The sequence below is a fragment of the Halomonas llamarensis genome, from assembly GCF_023555005.1.
In the GTDB taxonomy this organism is placed as follows: domain Bacteria; phylum Pseudomonadota; class Gammaproteobacteria; order Pseudomonadales; family Halomonadaceae; genus Vreelandella; species Vreelandella llamarensis.
The window spans coordinates 1-19,817 of record NZ_JAMJPJ010000029.1 but is presented as its reverse complement, the minus strand read 5'-3'; the positions used below and the strand labels follow the sequence as shown (position 1 = coordinate 19,817).

General features: G+C 57.1%; 4 protein-coding genes and 1 pseudogene. 4 read left to right on the top strand and 1 reads right to left on the bottom strand.

The window, feature by feature from the left end; genetic code table 11:
* Nucleotides 1-13 precede the first annotated feature (13 nt).
* From M8006_RS14245 to M8006_RS14230, 4 genes are read left to right on the top strand one after another with little or no spacing between them, the layout of a single operon-like run.
* Complete coding sequence (locus M8006_RS14245; protein ID WP_250083313.1) at nucleotides 14-3,280, top strand: amino acid adenylation domain-containing protein; 3,267 nt, start codon at nucleotides 14-16, stop codon at nucleotides 3,278-3,280.
* 3 nt (nucleotides 3,281-3,283) lie between these two features.
* On the top strand, nucleotides 3,284-11,077 hold the full coding sequence (locus tag M8006_RS14240; protein ID WP_250083312.1) for a non-ribosomal peptide synthetase: 7,794 nt from the start codon (nucleotides 3,284-3,286) through the stop codon (nucleotides 11,075-11,077).
* A 1-nt stretch (nucleotide 11,078) separates the two neighbouring features.
* Nucleotides 11,079-14,408 (top strand): amino acid adenylation domain-containing protein, encoded by a 3,330-nt coding sequence (locus M8006_RS14235; protein ID WP_250083310.1) that lies wholly within the window; start codon nucleotides 11,079-11,081, stop codon nucleotides 14,406-14,408.
* Nucleotides 14,405-19,705, top strand: coding sequence for a non-ribosomal peptide synthetase (locus M8006_RS14230; RefSeq protein WP_250083308.1), 5,301 nt, complete (start codon nucleotides 14,405-14,407; stop codon nucleotides 19,703-19,705). The genes M8006_RS14235 and M8006_RS14230 overlap by 4 nt, the downstream gene beginning before the upstream one ends.
* Nucleotides 19,706-19,709: 4 nt before the next feature.
* On the opposite strand, the pseudogene M8006_RS14225 reads toward M8006_RS14230, so the two are convergent.
* Nucleotides 19,710-19,817: pseudogene (locus M8006_RS14225) on the bottom strand (IS5/IS1182 family transposase); the annotation flags it as partial.

The window sequence follows — 19,817 nt, the reverse complement described above, 5'->3', positions numbered from 1 at the left end:
AGCAATGAATGGTATGAGTCAGGAACCTCTAGCCGCTAATCAGAGTGGACGGCATCAAGAGAGTATCGTCGCGAGCACCCAGGTAGGAGAGCACGTTCCCCTCTCTTTCTCTCAGCATCAGTTATGGCTACTGCAGAATATGGAGTCAGGGTTGAGTGCCTATAATCTACCTCGGGTCTTTCGTCTGAAGGGGAGCGTGAATCCTGAGGCACTGGAGCGAGCTTTTAAGGCTGTCATTGCACGGCATGCCGTGCTGCGAACCCGTTTCGTCGAACGAGACGGGGAACCGATGCAAGTGGTTGCCCCTGATGTGAAGTTCGCACTTCAGTGCGAGGATTTATCAATGCTAATGCCATCGGAGCGACAAGCTCGGCTGGCCGTATCCATTAATGAAGTTACAAGTCATATTTTTGATCTTACCGCATCCCCGGCCTTAGTGGCGAAATGGATAAAAGTAAGTGAGAAAGAACAGGTGCTGGCGGTGTGTATGCACCACATCGTTTCTGATGCGTGGTCGAACCCTATTCTCGCCAAGGATTTGACAACAGCTTACCGCTTGGCAGCGGCATCTCAGGAAGAGGTTTTTCTACCAGAACTGAATATCCAATATACAGACTATGCAGCCTGGCAACGCGAGAGATATGAGCGTGGTGAGTTTGAGAAAAGTTTAGCGTATTGGAATAGTTATCTGGGTGACCAAGTACCCGACATCGAGCTACCCACTGACTATAAGCGCCCTGGGGTGCAGAAGTTTTCTGGTGCTCGTGCTTCCATAGCGCTGCCTTCTAACCTTGCTGAAGCATTGCGACAACTCTGTCGGAAAGAAAAGTGTACGCCGTTCATGATCCTATTAGCGGCATGGCAAGTCCTGCTGGCGCGCTACAGCGATCGGATGGAATTCGCTGTTGGCGTACCGCACGCTGGTCGACCGTTCGATGAGCTGCAAGACCTGATGGGCTACTTTGTATCTACTCAAGTATTTCGTGCCAACTTATCGCCTGCTATGACACTTCGCGACATCGTCCGGCAGGTTAGGAAAGATGCACTCGGGTTGATGAATCATGCGGATCTGCCTTTAGAGTTACTATTGAAGACTCGTAGTGAGCAGCGTGATCCGTCGCGCAATCCACTGTTCCAGGTTATGTTTGGCGTACAGATGGCTAGCGACGCTGAGCAACTGGAATTTGATGGTGTCATTGCTGATCCGATTAGGGCAGAGAATGGCACTACTAAATTTGAGCTTTCCCTCAATTGTGTGATCGAAAAGGGAGGCGTTCAATGCGATCTGGAGTATCGTACCGATCTCTTCGAGCAAGGGACGGCCGAAAAGCTGCTCGAGCGCTACCAGCAGGTGTTGACGACGCTCTGCGAGAATCACAGCAGATGCCTGGGAGAGCTGGAAGTCCTTGGAGCATGTGAAAGACGAGAGTTGGCTGAATGGGGAGTCAACACTAAGGAATACTCCGATGCTGAGCCAGTCAATCATTTGATTGAGAAACAAGCGGCGGCAACCCCTGAAACCACGGCGCTGGTATTTTCAGATCAGACACTCAGCTATGCCGAACTCAATGCTCGCGCCAACCGCTTGTCCCACTATCTGATTGGACTAGGCGTAAAACCCGAAACCCGAGTGGGTATCGCCATGGAGCGTTCCATCGAGATGGTGGTGGGGCTACTGGGTATCCTCAAGGCGGGTGGTGCTTATGTACCGCTAGACCCAGATTATCCGAGTGATCGGTTGGCCTATATGGTCGAGGACAGCGGTATTGAGCTACTGCTTACCCAGCAACATTTGCACGAGTCATTGGCGGTAACCGATGGCCTGAGCATTGTTGAGTTGGATCAACTGGACATTGCACATCATGTTTCTACCAATCCAGCGGTGGCGCTGCACGGCGAGCACCTTGCCTATGTGATCTACACCTCAGGCTCCACTGGGCGGCCCAAGGGCGCAGCTAACCGCCATCACGCGCTGACTAGCCGCCTACAGTGGATGCAGGAGGCCTATGATCTAACGGCCGACGATGCGGTGTTGCAGAAGACGCCGTTCAGCTTCGACGTCTCGGTGTGGGAGTTTTTCTGGCCGCTGATGCAGGGGGCACGGCTGGTGATGGCCCCGCCAGGCGCCCATCGCGAACCGGAACAACTGGTCGAGCTAATCCGTACCCACAACATCACTACGCTGCACTTCGTACCTTCAATGCTTCAGGCCTTCCTGGCGCATGGTGGGGTAGAAGCCTGCACGAGCCTGACGCGTCTGGTATGTAGCGGCGAAGCGCTGCCAGTTGAACTGCAGAACCAGGTATTTGCTCGACTGCCTCACACGGCGCTCTACAACCTCTACGGCCCCACCGAAGCGGCTATCGATGTTACCCACTGGACGTGCCAAGACGATGGGCGCAACCAGGTAGCGATCGGCCAACCGATTGCTGGTATTCGTACCTATGTGTTGGATGGCGATCTTAACTTGGCACCGCCTGGCGTCGCGGGGGAACTCTATCTTGGAGGCATTGGGTTGGCACGGGGCTACCTACACCGCCCAGACCTTACTGCAGAACGTTTTGTCGCTGATCCATTTGCGCAGGGCGAACGCCTCTACCGCACCGGTGACCTGGTGCGCTGGCGTGACGATGGCCAGCTCGAGTATCTGGGCCGCCTTGATCATCAGGTGAAGATCCGCGGCCTGCGTATCGAGCTTGGCGAGATCGAAGCCGAGCTGCTCTCTCAGCCAGAGGTGCGCGAGTCAGTCGTGGTCGCTCAAGAACGCCCCGGTGGTTCTAGGTTAGTCGCTTATGTGGTGCCCCAAGCTGGCAGTGAACTCGATACCGCCGTACTACGTGAAGCGCTGTGTCAAAAACTACCGGACTATATGGTGCCGAGAGTGCTGGTCTCGCTTGATGCACTGCCGCTGAATTCCAATGGCAAGGTAGACCGCAAGGCCCTGCCCGAACCGGATTTGGCTAATGACTCACGGTATGAGCCGCCCGAGGGAGAAGTGGAAGAAGCGCTGGCAGAGATTTGGTCAGAGATACTTGGCGTCGATCAGGTGGGTCGGCACGACAACTTCTTTGAGACTGGGGGCAATTCGCTTGCAGCGATGCAGATATCAGCAAGTTTCACGCAGCGTTTTGGAGAGGCGTTGCCAGTACGGCTGATATTCGAACACCCGACGCTGGCGCATATGGCAACACAAGTCGCGTTAAAACAGGTGAATGTAGATGGTGGTCGCGCAAAAAGGCTTACCACTATGGATCAACTGCTCAACGAATTGGAGGGGTGAGGCATGGAATTGGACGAAAGAAAGATTGCTCAACGTTTTGCAGAGTTACAGGTTGATGCGCAGCGAAGTTTTTTGAACAGGCTGAGAGATAGTGGCATTGATTTTCGTGAGCTTCCCATCGTGCCGGCTACCCGGGATGAGCAATTTCCGTTGTCATATTCGCAGCGTAGCTTATGGCTGACATGGCAACTTGATCCGGCAAGCCCGGCTTATAACATGCCCGGTGTGTTTCATTTGCAAGGCCCATTGGGTGTTGCTGCATTCGAGTCGAGTGTGAATGACCTTGTGAGGCGTCATGAAGTACTCCGCACAATATATCAGAGCGAGGATGGAGAGCCTCAGCAGGAAGTTCTCAGTGGCTGGCAGGTTCCAGTATTACACGATGATTTACGACACCACGCCGAGTTAGCGCAGGAACAAGAGCTGCAGCGCCTCATTGGCGAGTTCTCTCAGCGCCCCTTTGCGCTTGACGTTGAGCCGCCATTCCGCATGGCAATCTACCAACTGAGTACTAGCCACCATGCAGTTGCCATTGTATTGCACCATATCGCTTGTGACGGTTGGTCGATTCAATTGCTCATTGATGAGCTGTTCGAGTTTTATGAAGCCCGAATCCAACAACGTGATGCAGCACTACCTTCGTTACCCATTCAGTTTGGTGATTATGCGATATGGCAGCGGAGTTGGTTCGAGGCTGGTGAAATGGAGCGGCAGCTAGACCACTGGCGCCAACGCTTGGGGGACTCGCACACGCCTATCGATCTTCCTTTTGATCGCCCAAGAGGCTCCCTGGAGACATCGAAAGCTGGCCAGTGTCATGTTCAATTATCTCGTGATGTGAGTTCTGGCATTCACCAGCTAGCCCGTGAGCATGGCGCTTCTCTATATATGGTGATGCTGTCACTGTTAAAGCTGACGCTACATCGTTTCAGTGGACAAAGCGACATAAGGATAGGTTCTCCAAGTGCTAATCGTAACAAAGCTGAAACACATGGTTTGATTGGTTACCTGCTCAATGTTCAAGTGCTGAGAACCTTATTAGAGCCTACCAAGGGGTTTACCAGTTTATTAGATGCCGTTAAAGAAACCGTGCTTGATGCGCAGGACTACCAGGATATTCCCTTCGATACTTTGGTAGAGGCGCTGCAGCCTGAACGCCAGCCTGGCGTACATCCGCTATTTCAGGTCAAGTGCACCCAGCAGAACGAGTTGGCAAGAGAAAAGACCGTAGGTGATTTAAAGGTACATCTTAAAGAACTCAATGGCGGTGATGCTCACTTTGATCTAAGCGTTGACTTCACCGATACAACTGATGGGATTCGTTGCGTCTTCGCCTATGCGACGGCACTGTTTGACGAACAGACAATCAAGCGACTCGCCGGAGCACTACAAAGCCTAGCTGAGCAGGTGCTTAAAGAGCCAAATACACCGTTGGCGTCGCTCGAAATCCCAGCTCCGACTTCGGCGCTTGAAGGCAAGCTAACCGCATTTTCTTACGGCAGCGTCACTAAGCTCTGGGATCAAGCCGTCGAAGAACATTCCCAACAACTTGCGATGCAAGATGCACTGGATCATGGCGTCACTTATGCCAGCCTGGATGCCCAAGCCCAGCGTATGGCACAAGCACTGGTCGCACAGGGAGTAGGCGCCGAAGTGCGTGTTGCCATTCAAGCCGAACGCTCATGTGAATACGTACTTGGTATTCTTGCTGTACTCAAAGCGGGCGGGGCCTTCGTGCCACTGGATCCGCAACTGCCAGCGGAGCGTTTGGCCTATCAACTGGCTGACAGTGGGGCTCGCTTGCTGCTGAGCTGCACGGCTTGCGACTGGCGCGGTGACGTTCCGGTAATGGAGTTGGCGTTTGCCGATGATATTCCAGCTGCAGTAGAGCACGAACTGCCCGTCATCCATCCCCAGCAGACGGCCTATGTGATCTATACCTCTGGCTCCACGGGCAAGCCCAAAGGGGTGGCGGTCAGTCACGGTGCGCTGGCCAATTACGTGCAGGGCGTTCTGGAAGCGCTGGCGCTATCAGATGGTGCCCGCAACATGGCGATGGTGTCGACGGTAGCGGCGGACCTGGGTCATACGGTGCTGTTTGGTGCCTTGTGCACCGGGCGCACCTTGCATCTTATTTCCCCCGAGTGCTCCTTCGATCCGGATACCTTTGCGGCTTATATGCGCGAACATGAGGTGGATGTGCTGAAGATAGTGCCTAGCCACCTGCGGGCGCTGCTGAGTGCGGCAACTCCGGCCGATGTACTTCCCCACGAGCGCCTGATTTTGGGCGGCGAAGCGACCGACTGGGCGCTACTGGAGCGTATCGCCGAACTCAAGCCAACCTGCCAGGTGCTTAATCACTACGGCCCTACGGAAACCACGGTCGGTATTCTCACCCAGCAGGCCGATATGGCCGATCAAGCTGCCAGCATACTGCCGATCGGCACACCCCTGGCCAATGCTCAGGCCTATGTGCTTGACCCCTGGCTTAATCCGGTACCGAAGGGCGTTGCCGGCGAGCTCTACTTGGGTGGCCCTGGGCTGGCTCAAGGCTATCTACAGCGCCTTGGGCAAACGGCGGAACGTTTCGTCGCCAGCCCCTTCCATGCGGGGGAGCGGCTCTATCGCAGCGGTGACCGGGTGCGCCAATTGGCCGACGGTAGCCTGGAGTTCCTCGGTCGTGTGGATGATCAGGTCAAGATTCGCGGTTATCGGGTGGAGCCGAGCGAGATCGCTGCCCTGTTGCGTGATCAATCGTGCATCGCGGAGGCTGAGGTGATTGCACGGGAAAACGAGGAAGGCCGCGCGCAACTGTTCGCCTACGTGGTGATGGCAGCCTGGAGCGACGTCGATGACGCCGCGTTACTCGCGCAGCTTGGCGAACGCGTGCCGGACTATATGGTGCCCAGCGCCATAGTACGGCTGGAGGCTCTGCCGCTAACTGCCAATGGTAAGTTGGATCGCAAGGCGCTGCACGAGCCAGTGCAAGCCGGTGGTGGCAAAGCCTTCGAGGCGCCCCAAGGAGAAGTAGAGGAGGCGTTGGCATCGGTCTGGGCCGACGTGATCGGCTGCGAGCAGGTTGGGCGTAACGACAACTTTTTCGAGCTGGGGGGCGACTCGATCCTTAGCCTGCAAATCGTCGCTCGCTCGCGCAAGCGTGGCTACAAGGTAACGCCCAAGCAGTTGATGGAAGGGCAGACCGTGGCCTCCGTGGCGGCGATGGCCACGCCCCTGGCGGCGGCCGCCCCTAAACAAGTGGCTGTGCCCGATAAGGTGGCTCCCTTTGCACTGCTGCCGATACAGCGCTGGTTCTTCGAGCAGAACTTCGCCGAGCCACACCACTGGAATCAGTCGTTGATGCTGGAAACGGCCAGTGATGTAGATGCCGCGCTGCTACGGCGCGCCGTTGAGGCAGTGGTAAATCTCCATGGCGCCTTGCGGCTGCGCTTTGAGCGCGTTGGCGATAGCTGGCAACAAGCCTATGGCAAGCTAGCCGACGATCTCTTCGAGCACGTGGACCTAAGCGATCATGCGGAACCGGCGCAGGCCATCACTCAGGCCGCCGATGCTGCACAGCGCAGCCTGAGTTTGGCGCGTCCGTTCCGTGCCATCTGGATGGCACTGGGAGGCGAGCGCGGTGGGCGACTGCTGCTAGTGGCTCACCACCTGGTGGTAGACGGCGTCTCGTGGCGCGTGATCCTCGACGATCTGCAAGCGGCCTACACGCAGTTAAGTGCAGGCAAGACAATCGACCTACCACCGGCAACCACCTCGCTAGATGAGTGGGCACGCACCCTGGCCGACTACGCCAAATCGGTGGCGTTGGCTGAGCAACGCCCCTATTGGGAAAGTCTCGTTAAAGAGCCAGAACCTAGCCTACCGGCACAGAATCTCAAGGGTAGCAACACCGTTGCCGATACCGCATCACTTGTTGGCAGCTTGTCTACTGAGGCGACCATGCAACTGCTGGGGCCGGTGCATAAAGCCTACCGCACCCAGGTGGATGACCTGCTCCTCACTGCACTATCGAGCGCCCTGTGCCAATGGGCGGAACGAGACAGCGTACTGATCGAACTGGAAGGCCATGGCCGCGAAGACCTGTTCGACGGTGTCGACCTCAGTCGCAGCGTAGGTTGGTTCACTTCCCTCTACCCGGTTCGCCTGACGCCGGGTAATGCGGAGCCTGCTACGAGCCTAAAAGCAATCAAAGAGCAACTTCGCCAAGTGCCTGACAAGGGGCTCGGCTACAGCGTGCTGCGCTATTTGAAAGAGGAGACCGCGCTGGTGGGTGGTGCCTACCCCCAGGTCACTTTCAATTATCTAGGTCAGTTTGACCGCTCCCTACAGGGCGATTCGGCCTGGCAGCTCGCCAAAGAGAACGCCGGGCAGCCCCGCGCGCCTCAAAGTGAGCGCCGTACCTGGATTGAGGTAGTGGCTTGGGTTCAGAAGGGCCAACTGTGCTTTGACTGGCATTACAGTCTCGAGATTCAAAGTGAGGTAGCGATGCATGCCTTGCAAGCAAACTTCCAAGCGCAACTAGAGGCATTGATTGAGCACTGTGATACCGGCGTTCGTGGTTCTACGCCATCGGACTTCCCGCTGGCGGGGTTGAGTCAAGCGCAGTTGGATGGTTTGCCTGTTGCCGCTGATCAACTGGCAGATCTCTATCCGCTGTCGCCACTCCAGCAGGGCATGCTATTCCACAGCCTCTACGATGACCAAGATGTGGCCTATCTGAACCAGTTGCAGGTGGAGATTAGCAATCTGGATGTCGAACGCTTCCGGCGCGCTTGGCAAAAAGTACTCGTGCGCCATGAGATATTGCGCAGCGGTTTCCTGGAGTCCGCTGGAACGCCGCTGCAGTGGGTAGCACGCGCTATCGAGCTGCCGTGGTTCGAAGCGGATTGGCGCGAACGAACGGATCTATCAACGGCACTTGAGAAGCTGGCCGAGGAGCAACGGGCGCCATTCGATCTTACGGCACCGCCGCTGATGCGCCTAGCGCTGGTGAAAATCGCAGACTCCCGGCACTGCCTAATCTGGACGCGCCACCATCTGCTGCTGGATGGCTGGAGCACCTCGCAACTGATGGGCGAGGTACTGCGCTGTTACGCCGGGGAGGTTCTGCCACCTACTGAGGGGCGCTATCGCGATTACATCGCTTGGTTACAGCGCCGTGGCGCCAAGGCCAGTGAAACCTACTGGCGTGAGCAGTTGCAGCGTCTTGATGCGCCCACGCATCTCGTCAGTGCCATGCCTAAATGCCATGAAGCACAAGTTGGGCATCAAGAGATAACCCTGTCACTGGATAGAACGACCACTCAGCGACTGGAGAATTTCGCCAAAGCGGCTCGCATAACGCTCAATACATTAATGCAAGGTGCTTGGTCGCTGCTGGTGGCCCGTTACACGGGGCAAGATAGCATCTGCTTTGGCGCGACCGTGGCCGGGCGACCTGCGGAGCTACCGGCGGCAGAGCAATTGATTGGACCCTTTATCAATACCTTGCCGGTGATTGTCTCACTGGATCCCTCGCTGCGCGTCGATGAGTGGTTGTGCCAGTTGCAGGAACAAAACCTGGCGAGTCGCGAACATGAGTATACACCGCTCTATGACATCCAGCGCTGGGCGGGGCAGGGTGGTCAGTCATTGTTCGATAGTTTGTTAGTATTCGAGAACTATCCCGTGGATGCAGCACTGGATCAGAACTTGCCGGGTGAGCTGACGTTTGGCGAGCTGGTCAACCGCGAGCAAACCAATTACCCCGTAACGATGGCCGTCTTCCAGAAGGAAACGTTGGAACTTTGTTGCAGCTATTCACGATCAAAGCTAGGCGATTCTGCTGCCGCGATGTTGGTTCAACATCTGGGGAGAGCGCTTGAGCAGTTGAGCGAGTCCGCAACTCAACGCGTTGGGGTAATCGAGTGGTTAAGTGTTGAGGAGCGACAGCAAATCGAGGCGTGGAGCGTCAATGGTGAGCAGCATGCCAAGGCCGAACCGATCCATCGTTTGATCGAACACCGTGTCGAGACAACACCAGAAGCCGTGGCTGTAATCTTCGAAAATCAGTCACTCAACTACGCCGAACTCAATACCCGCGCCAACCGCTTGGCCCACTATCTGATTGGACTAGGCGTAAAACCCGAAACCCGAGTGGGCATCGCGATGGAGCGCTCCATCGAAATGGTGGTGGGGCTACTGGGTATACTCAAAGCGGGTGGTGCTTATGTACCGCTAGACCCAGATTATCCGAGTGATCGGCTGGCCTATATGGTCGAGGATAGCGGTATCGAGTTGCTGCTTACCCAGCAGCATATTCATGATTCGTTACCAGTAGCTGAAAGCCTGAATGTCATTGAGCTGGATCAGTTGGATGTGACACATCATGCGTCAACCAACCCAGAAGTGGCCCTGCACACTGAGCATCTCGCCTACGTGATTTACACCTCGGGCTCTACCGGGCGACCCAAGGGCGTAATGGTGCGTCATTACGCGCTCTGCCACTTCTTGCTAAGCATGCAGGAAACCCCTGGCCTTAGCTCAGACGATATCCTGGTGGCGGTGACCTCGCTATCGTTTGATATTGCTGCCCTGGAGCTATATCTGCCATTGATCAGCGGCGCAAGGGTCGTACTGGCGAGCCGCGAGACGACTCAGGATGGCAGGGCCTTGGGTGAATGTCTCGATAAGGAAAAAGCGACAGTTTTCCAGGCGACACCCTCTGGCTGGCGGTTGCTGCGCTCGTCAGGCTGGCCATGGATGACGGCTCCGCTAACGGAAGGCTTTAAGGGGCTATGCGGCGGTGAGGCTTTACCACCTGATCTAGCTGAGGATCTGCAAACTCAAGGGATCGAATTGTGGAACATGTACGGTCCCACCGAGACCACGATTTGGTCCGCGACGCATCCAGTGAAGGACGATCAGGTCTTCCTCGGAAGCGCGATTGCGGCGACGCGGCTGGTCGTTTTGGATAGTGCGCTCAATCTGATTCCGCCCGGAGTGGCGGGTGAATTGTACTTAGGCGGCATAGGCTTGGCGCGGGGTTACCTGGGCCGTGCTGACCTGACGACGGAACGCTTTGTGGCTGATCCCTTTACTGCGGGCGAACGACTTTACCGCACGGGTGACTTAGTGCGTTGGCGAGAGGATGGTCAGCTTGAATACTTGGGACGGATTGACCATCAAATCAAAGTGCGGGGATTCCGTATTGAATTAGGCGAAATTGAAGCTCAACTGCTAGCCCTTTCAGAGATACGCGAGGCAGTGGTAGCTGCTCAAGAAAGCCCTAGTGGTTCTAGGCTGGTAGCCTACGTGACTCCGCAAGCCGACGTTGAACTCGACACTACCTCTCTACGCGAAACGCTCAGACAAAATCTACCAGACTATATGGTGCCTGGGGTGGTGGTTACTTTGGAGGCTCTGCCATTAACTCCGAACGGTAAGGTAGACCGTAAAGCCTTGCCCGAGCCGGAGTTAGCCAGTGGCTCACCGTATGAGCCGCCCCAAGGCGAGGTGGAAGAAGCGTTAGCGGCAATCTGGTCAGAGATACTTGGCGTTGAAAGTGTGGGCCGCCATGACAGCTTCTTCGAGTTAGGAGGACATTCTTTGGCTGTATTGCAGGTGCAGGCCGGTATTGAGGAGCGCTTCGACGTGAGGCTCCCGCTGCGAACCCATTTTGACCATACCAATCTGGTCTTGATGAGCGAGGCCATCCGGGCGCGGCTAGATGACACAAGAGAGGACCAAGGTACGCAACTTGAGAAGATGGCGGCGCTATTGGACGGTCTGGAGAGCTGATATGGAATTAAATAAAAGAGCGATTGCCGAGCGTTTCTCGCAGTTGACACGGGATAAGCAAAGCGCCTTCCTTGAGACCCTTAGGCGGGAAGATATTGACTTTGCCCAATTGCCGATTGTTCCACGTTCGGAACGGGAACACTTTGCTCTTTCCTATGCCCAGTGGCGGCAGTGGTTTCTGTGGTGTCTGGACTCCGAGAGTGGCGGATATCACATCACTGGCGCGATGCGGCTGAAGGGGACCCTGGACCGCACGGCGCTTCGTGACAGTTTTACGGCCCTGGTGGCACGCCACGAGGCCCTACGCACGGTCTTTCACGACGATGGGGCTGATGGAGTGGTGCAGGTCGTGCGGGCGGAGAGTGACTTCGCGCTCCAGGAGCTGGACCTGAGCGGGGTGGTGGCAGGCGAGAGGGATGCTGCCGCGGAAGAGGCGGTGGCAAGACTGTGCGACACGCCGTTCGATCTACAGTGGGGCCCGCTCCTGCGCGTGGGGGTGTTGCGCCTGACTGATGAAGAGCACGTCTTGGTGGTGGTGATGCACCATATCGTGTCCGATGGTTGGTCGGTGCAACTGATCGTCGATGAATTTGCCGCCGACTACCGCTCGCGGGTCACGGGTGAGGCCTGGCATCCGCCGGCCCTGCCAATCCAGTATGCAGACTACGCGCTGTGGCAGCGCCACTGGATGGAGGCCGGCGAGCAGGCTCGTCAACTGGCCTACTGGCAGGCGGCGTTGGGTAACGAGCATCCGGTGCTGCAACTGCCGACAGACCATGGCAGGCGTCGCCAGGGAGGCAACCGGGCAGCACGTCACACGGCGTTGTTGCCTGAGTCACTGGTCCAAGGGCTGCGACACAGGGCACAAGAACAGGGGGCGACACTGTTCATGATCCTGCTGGCCGGTTTCCAGGCCCTGCTGTACCGCTACACCGGCCAGGAGGAGATCCGGGTCGGGGTGCCCATCGCCAATCGCCATCGGGCGGAGACGGCCGGGGTCGTGGGGTTGTTCGTCAATACTCAGGTGCTGCGCAACCGGGTGGAGGGACGTGCCACCCTGGGCGAGGTACTGGAGCGGGCCAAGCACGCGGCGGTCGAGGCCCAGGACTACCAGGATCTGCCGTTCGAGCAATTGGTGGAACGGCTGCAGCCCGAGCGCCACCTCGACCATCATCCGCTGTTCCAGGTGATGTTCAACCATCAGCGCCATGACACCGGTGGCCTGCGACAGCTCCCGGCACTGGAGGTGGAACAATATCCGCTGGGTGCCCGGGTGACGCACTTCGAATTGACGCTGGACACCCTGGAACGGGAAGACGGCGGCGTAGAGGCCAACTTTACCTATGCCGCGGAGCGGTTCGAGGCCGCTACCATGGAGCGCCTGGCAGATCATTTCCGGGGCTTGCTGGAACGATTGGTCGTGTCCCCCGAGCAGTCGCTGGGCGATATGGAGCTGCTCGAGGAGGCCGAGCAGCAGCAACTGGTCCCATGGAGCGGACAGGCTCAGTGCTATTCCGATGTCGAGCCTATCCCTCGCGAGATCGAGCGCCAGGCGGCGTCGAGGCCCGAGGCCACGGCGGTCGTTTGTGGGGCTGAGCACCTCAGCTTTGCCGAGTTCGAAGCCCGCGCCAACCGCCTGGCTCACTGGCTGCGCCGTCGCGACGTCGGCCCCGATGTGCGGGTGGGTGTGGGCTTGGCGCGAGGCGTCGATCTGCTGGTGGCCCTTTACGGGGTACTCAAGGCGGGGGGTGCCTATGTGCCTCTGGATCCCGATTACCCGGCCGAGCGGCTGCGCTATATGCAGGCAGATGCCGGTATCCGACTGTTGCTCAGTCACGGCGAGGTGCTGGATCACCTGCCGCTTGTCGAGGGTGTTGAAGCGATCGACCTGGACCGGCAAGATCTCACGGCGGAGTCGGCAACGCCGCCTCCTCTGACGATTCACTCCCAGCAGCTGGCCTACCTGATCTACACCTCGGGCTCCACGGGCACTCCCAAAGGGGTGGCCGTTGCCCATGGTGCCCTGGCCATGCATTGCCAGAGCATCGCCGATCGCTATGAACTGACCGCGGACGATCGGGAGCTGCACTTCCTGTCGATCAGCTTCGATGGGGCCCACGAGCGGTGGTTGTCACCACTTAGCCGAGGGGCCCGCGTGGTGCTGCGTGATCAATCGCTCTGGAGTGTCCAGCAGACCTATGACTGCCTGCTCGATGAAGGCATCACGGTGGCGGCGTTCCCGCCGAGTTATCTGCGCCAACTGGCCGAGTGGGCCGAACACCAGGGGCGCCCGCCAGGGGTGAAGACCTACTGCTTCGCCGGCGAAGCCTTCGATCGGGGCATGTTGCGGCATGCCATCGCTGCCTTGCAGCCGGACTGGGTGATCAACGGCTATGGGCCTACCGAGACGGTCGTGACGCCGACGCTATGGCGAGCCGCAGCGGAGGAAGCTGACTTCACCAGTGCCTATGCGCCGATCGGTGACTTAGTGGGAGACCGCCAGGGATACGTGTTGGATGGCAATCTCAACAGGGTGCCACCTGGCATGACCGGGGAACTTTACCTGGGCGGCTGCTTGGCACGTGGTTATCTGGATCGCCCCGGCACCACGGCCGAACGCTTCGTGCCGCATCCGTTCGCGGACGGTGAACGGCTATATCGAACGGGTGACAGGGTGCGCCTGAACGTGGACAGACACCTGGAATATCTTGGGCGCCTGGATCAGCAGATCAAACTGCGTGGTTTCCGTATCGAGCTTGGTGAAGTGGAAGCGGCCCTGCAGAGCAGTGAAGAAGTGGAGGAAGCTGTGGCTGGTGTCTGCGACATGGTGTCGGGCCAGCAACTGGTGGGGTATGTCGCGGGGGCACGAGCCAGCGAATCGGACGTGAAAGCCCACCTCAGTCGATCCCTTCCAGACTATATGATCCCGTCGCAGGTGATGGTGCTGGAGCGATTGCCCCGCTTGCCGAACGGTAAGGTGGATCGTGGATCGCTACCGCAGCCGATGGTTAGCCGCGACGATCGCCATGAGGCTCCTGAGGGCGAGGCGGAAGCCGTTCTGGCGATGATCTGGTCCGAGGTGTTGGGTATCGAGCAGATCGGGCGTCATGACAACTTCTTCGAGTTGGGTGGCCATTCACTGCTCGCCGTTCAATTGGTGTCTCGTATCCAGGAAAGTAGATATGCCGATGTCACGGTGCTGGATATTTTCCGGTATCCGACTCTGGTGGCTATGGCAGAACGGGTGTCCACGAAGAGCAGGCACGACACCATTGATCAGTCCCTTGAAAATATTGATGCTTTCATGGATAGCTTGGATGAAATGTCATGATGGAATTAGATGCTTATCGCATTGCAGAGCGCTTTTCACGATTATCTGCCGACCAACGAAGATCTGTTTACCAGAAAGTCCGCTCTCAAGGGCTGGGTATGGGGCAATTTCCGATTCCAAGTCGTCATGAAAAGGGGATAGCTGTATATCCTGCTTCCTACGCTCAAGGCCGTCAGTGGTTCTTGTGGCAACTGGAGCCAGAGAGTACGGCCTACCATATCACGGGGGCTTTGAGACTAACGGGTGAGCTCGATCTGGACGCCTTGCGCAGTAGCTTCGAATCCTTGGTGAAACGCCATGAGTCGCTGCGTACGGTGTTCCAGGCCAACGACGAGGGGCTGGCTTGCCAAGTCATCCTGAAAGACAGTAAGCTCGATTTCAGCTATAACGACGTTCGCCATGTAAAGAGTGAAAGTCGTCAGTCTCATGCCCATGCCGTGTTGCAGGAGGCGAGTGAGACTCCCTTCGATCTCACTAAGGGTCCCTTGCTGCGTGTCAGAGTGGTGCGGCTCGCCGAGAGCGAACATCTTATGCTGGTGGTGATGCACCATGTCATCTCGGATGGTTGGTCGATACAGCTCATACTTGAGGAATTCGTCACTTATTACCGAGCGCATGCCCAGGGACGGGCGGCCAAACTGTCGGAGTTGCCCATCCAGTATGCCGACTATGCCGTATGGCAACGTCATTGGCTTGAAGCCGGTGAGCGTGAGCGTCAACTCGGCTACTGGCGCAACCAACTGAGTGATGAGCATCCCGTTCTAAAGCTTCCCACAGATCATCCACGTCAGGTTGAAGGAAAGTATCGCGCAGCACGCCATGAAGTCGTGTTGCCAACTGCACTGGAGCGGGAGCTGCGTCAATGTGCCCAGCAGCAGGGGGCTACTTTTTTCATGGTGCTGATGACCGGGTTCCAGGCTCTGTTGTACCGCCACACTGATCAGCAAGACATCCGTGTCGGCATACCAGTCGCCAACCGCAATCGTACCGAAACCGAGGAGGTTGTCGGTTTCTTCGTCAATACCCAGGTGATTCGTGGTCTGCTACACGGTCGATTGCCATTGGTGAACCTGTTAGGGCAGACCGTAAGCAATGTGTCGGAGGCTCAGGAATATCAAGATCTTCCCTTCGAACAGTTGGTCGATGCTTTACAGCCTGAACGAAGCCTGAGTCACAACCCGCTATTCCAGGTAATGTTCAATCATCAGCACCAGGGCGCTGATATCTCGCAGCGGCTGCCGGGCTTGACGCTGGAGGAGTACCCTTTCGGCGAGCGTAAGGCGCAGTTCGAGTTGGTGCTGAGTGCCACGGAGCGGTTGACGGGCAGTACCCGGTTGAGCTTCACCTATGCGGCGGAGCTCTTCGATGTGGCCACCATCGAGCGGCTGGCGAGTCGCTACGTGAAATTGCTGGAAGCCTTGGTTGAGTCGCCGGAGAAGGCATTGGACGATGTCGTATTGTTGGCCGATGACGAACGGCGTCAGCTCAAAAACTGGGAGACGACGCCCCGTCGCTATTCCGATGTCGAGCCTCTCCCTCGCCAAATCGAGCGCTGGGCAACGACGACGCCCGAGGCCACGGCGGTCGTTTGTGGGGCTGAGCACCTCAGCTTTGCCGAGTTCGAAGCCCGCGCCAATCGCCTCGCTCACTGGCTGCGCCGTCACGGTATCGGTCCCGATGTGCGGGTGGGCGTGGGCATGGTGCGCAGTGTGGATCTGCTGGTGGCCCTTTACGGGGTACTCAAGGCGGGGGGTGCCTATGTGCCTCTGGATCCCGATTACCCGGCCGAGCGGCTGCGCTATATGCAGGCAGATGCCGGTATCCGACTGTTGCTCAGTCACGGCGAGGTGCTGGATCACCTGCCGCTTGTCGAGGGTGTTGAAGCGATCGACCTGGACCGGCAAGATCTCACGGCGGAGTCGGCAACGCCGCCTCCTCTGACGATTCACTCCCAGCAGCTGGCCTACCTGATCTACACCTCGGGCTCCACGGGCACTCCCAAAGGGGTGGCCGTTGCCCATGGTGCCCTGGCCATGCATTGCCAGAGCATCGCCGATCGCTATGAACTGACCGCGGACGATCGGGAGCTGCACTTCCTGTCGATCAGCTTCGATGGGGCCCACGAGCGGTGGTTGTCACCACTTAGCCGAGGGGCCCGCGTGGTGCTGCGTGATCAATCGCTCTGGAGTGTCCAGCAGACCTATGACTGCCTGCTCGATGAAGGCATCACGGTGGCGGCGTTCCCGCCGAGTTATCTGCGCCAACTGGCCGAGTGGGCCGAACACCAGGGGCGCCCGCCAGGGGTGAAGACCTACTGCTTCGCCGGCGAAGCCTTCGATCGGGGCATGTTGCGGCATGCCATCGCTGCCTTGCAGCCGGACTGGGTGATCAACGGCTATGGGCCTACCGAGACGGTCGTGACGCCGACGCTATGGCGAGCCGCAGCGGAGGAAGCTGACTTCACCAGTGCCTATGCGCCGATCGGTGACTTAGTGGGAGACCGCCAGGGATACGTGTTGGATGGCAATCTCAACAGGGTGCCACCTGGCATGACCGGGGAACTTTACCTGGGCGGCTGCTTGGCACGTGGTTATCTGGATCGCCCCGGCACCACGGCCGAACGCTTCGTGCCGCATCCGTTCGCGGACGGTGAACGGCTATATCGAACGGGTGACAGGGTGCGCCTGAACGTGGACAGACACCTGGAATATCTTGGGCGCCTGGATCAGCAGATCAAACTGCGTGGTTTCCGTATCGAGCTTGGTGAAGTGGAAGCGGCCCTGCAGAGCAGTGAAGAAGTGGAGGAAGCTGTGGCTGGTGTCTGCGACATGGTGTCGGGCCAGCAACTGGTGGGGTATGTCGCGGGGGCACGAGCCAGCGAATCGGACGTGAAAGCCCACCTCAGTCGATCCCTTCCAGACTATATGATCCCGTCGCAGGTGATGGTGCTGGAGCGATTGCCCCGCTTGCCGAACGGTAAGGTGGATCGTGGATCGCTACCGCAGCCGATGGTTAGCCGCGACGATCGCCATGAGGCTCCTGAGGGCGAGGCGGAAGCCGTTCTGGCGATGATCTGGTCCGAGGTGTTGGGTATCGAGCAGATCGGGCGTCATGACAACTTCTTCGGGCTGGGGGGCGACTCGATACAGTCGCTCACCCTCGTAACGCGGCTTCGCCAGGCAGGCTGGTTGATCAATACCAAAGATGTTTTTCGATACCCTCGTCTGGTCGAGATGGCTGAGTCCCTGTCGCCTTGCCAGCCGGTGGAATTGGAAAGTGAGGAAGTAGACGGGGTAGTGCCGCTGACGCCGATACAGTCCCATTTTTTCGAACAACCAATACATGACTACTCTCTATGGAATCAGGCACTCCTTTTCGGCCTCAGGAATGAGATTGACATACCTACTCTGGAGCAGGTCGTTGAACTGCTTCTCGAGCGTCATGACGCCATCAGGCTGGGATTTTGCAAGGACGAAAGTGGAGCCTGGCGTCAGTTCTATCGGCAAAGAGATAGTGTGCGTGATCTCCTGTGGGAGAGGAAAGCATGCAAAGAAAGTGACCTAACAGCTCTGTACGAAGAGGCGCATTCCAGCCTGGACATCGAGAAAGGACCTGTCATCCGGTTCCTGGTGGTGAGCTTGCCGGACGGGATGCAGCGTTTCCTTATCACGGCACATCACCTGATTGTCGATGGGGTGTCATGGCGGGTTCTCGTCAACGATATCGTGAGGGCATACAGGAGCCTAGAGAAAGGGCGAGAGCCAAGGCTCGTGCCTGTGAGCGATAGCTACAAGCGCTGGGCTTGCATGCTTGAGAAGTTGGCGGACCACGGTAGCTTGAAGAGGGAGGAAGACTACTGGAAGGACGTCATTCACCAAGAGGTTCTGCCGCTCTCCGTGGATTTCGATGATGCTGTTTCCACTTGCGTGGACGAAAGGGTCTGTAGGATCCGTATTTCATCAGACATAACCCGACGCCTGTTCGGAGAATCGCTCTCAAGGCATGGCGTGTACATCAATGAGTTCCTGTTGGCGGCGTTGTCGGAGGCGATAGAGAAATGGCAAGGGAGTCATCGGCTGCGCATCGATCTCGAAGGCCATGGGCGAGAATCGCTGACCGATGACGTTGACGTCAGTCAGACCGTCGGATGGTTCACTAGCATCTACCCCGTCATCCTGCCCGGCGGCTCGGGAGTGATCGAGAAGTTGAAGAGGGCCCGTGACATGATGCGCAGGATACCGAACAACGGCGTAGGCTTCGGCATTCTCAAGTATATGTCTCGACACGATGCAAGGGAGCGGCTGGATGATGGCTGCCCTGCTGAACTGGTATTTAACTATCTGGGTAAGCTGGATGGAATCGTCAATGATGACTGGGTCACTAAGGTGGATGATTCGATCGGGACATTAGTGGATCCAGTTGCTCCCAGGAGTTACAAGCTGAGCGTGAATGGTCAGGTTGCCGGTGGGCAGTTGATCATGGCTTGTGGATATAGCGGCAAACAGTATAGTCCCTCAAGCATAGAGCGATTTCTGGCAGCGTTTGAAAAGGCCGCGGTGGAGCTAGTCGAGTGCACCGACGTTGCCACCGAGACGTCGAACGATCAACCCTTGAAATATGTTGATCCGCTGTTGAGTCTCAATGACAGGTCTGAGGATCTCCCGAAGCTGTTCTGCTTCCATCCGGTAAGTGGCAGCGTGGTTGGCTACTATCCCATCGCGGAGAGGCTGGCGTCTCGGTGGGCTGTGTATGGGGTGCAGAGTAGACAACTGTTGGAACCTCAATGGCAGGATATATCGCTACGTCAAATGGCTCATGATTATGCTGATGAAATAATTAAGATTCAGCCCGGTGGGCCTTATCACTTTCTTGGTTGGTCATTAGGTGGAACGTTGGCGCTTGAGGTCAGTAAGGTCTTAGAGAGTAAAGGCAAAACAGTAGAATTCATTGGCCTTGTGGACAGTTATGTACCAGGTGCTGGAAAAGAGCACTACAATGTGGAGTTGGATGTAAACATTGATAATGAGGGTTCTGATTGGCAACGAATGGTGGCTGTCGAAAAGAAGTTGCACCAACTCGCTAGAGAGCACGAGGATGTGAGTTACGTTACCTCTCGCATAGTAGCATGGTGGGCAAAACGCTCTCCTGAAGCCAATGCTGGAGGTGAAAGAATTCTTAGGGAAAAGCTAGAGGGTTCTATGGATAGGTCTATATGGATCGATTCTGATCATTTAGGAATAATTACTAACGATAAAGTGATCGATGAAATAAAAATGGAACTCCTTAGGGCCTGTTGACGTTTCACATTGGGAGCCATAAAAAACCGCACGCCAAAGCCACCATGCTTTCGTAGTTTCGCTTCAGTTTATCGTAGCGCGTCGCTATGGCGCGATACGATTTTAAACGGGC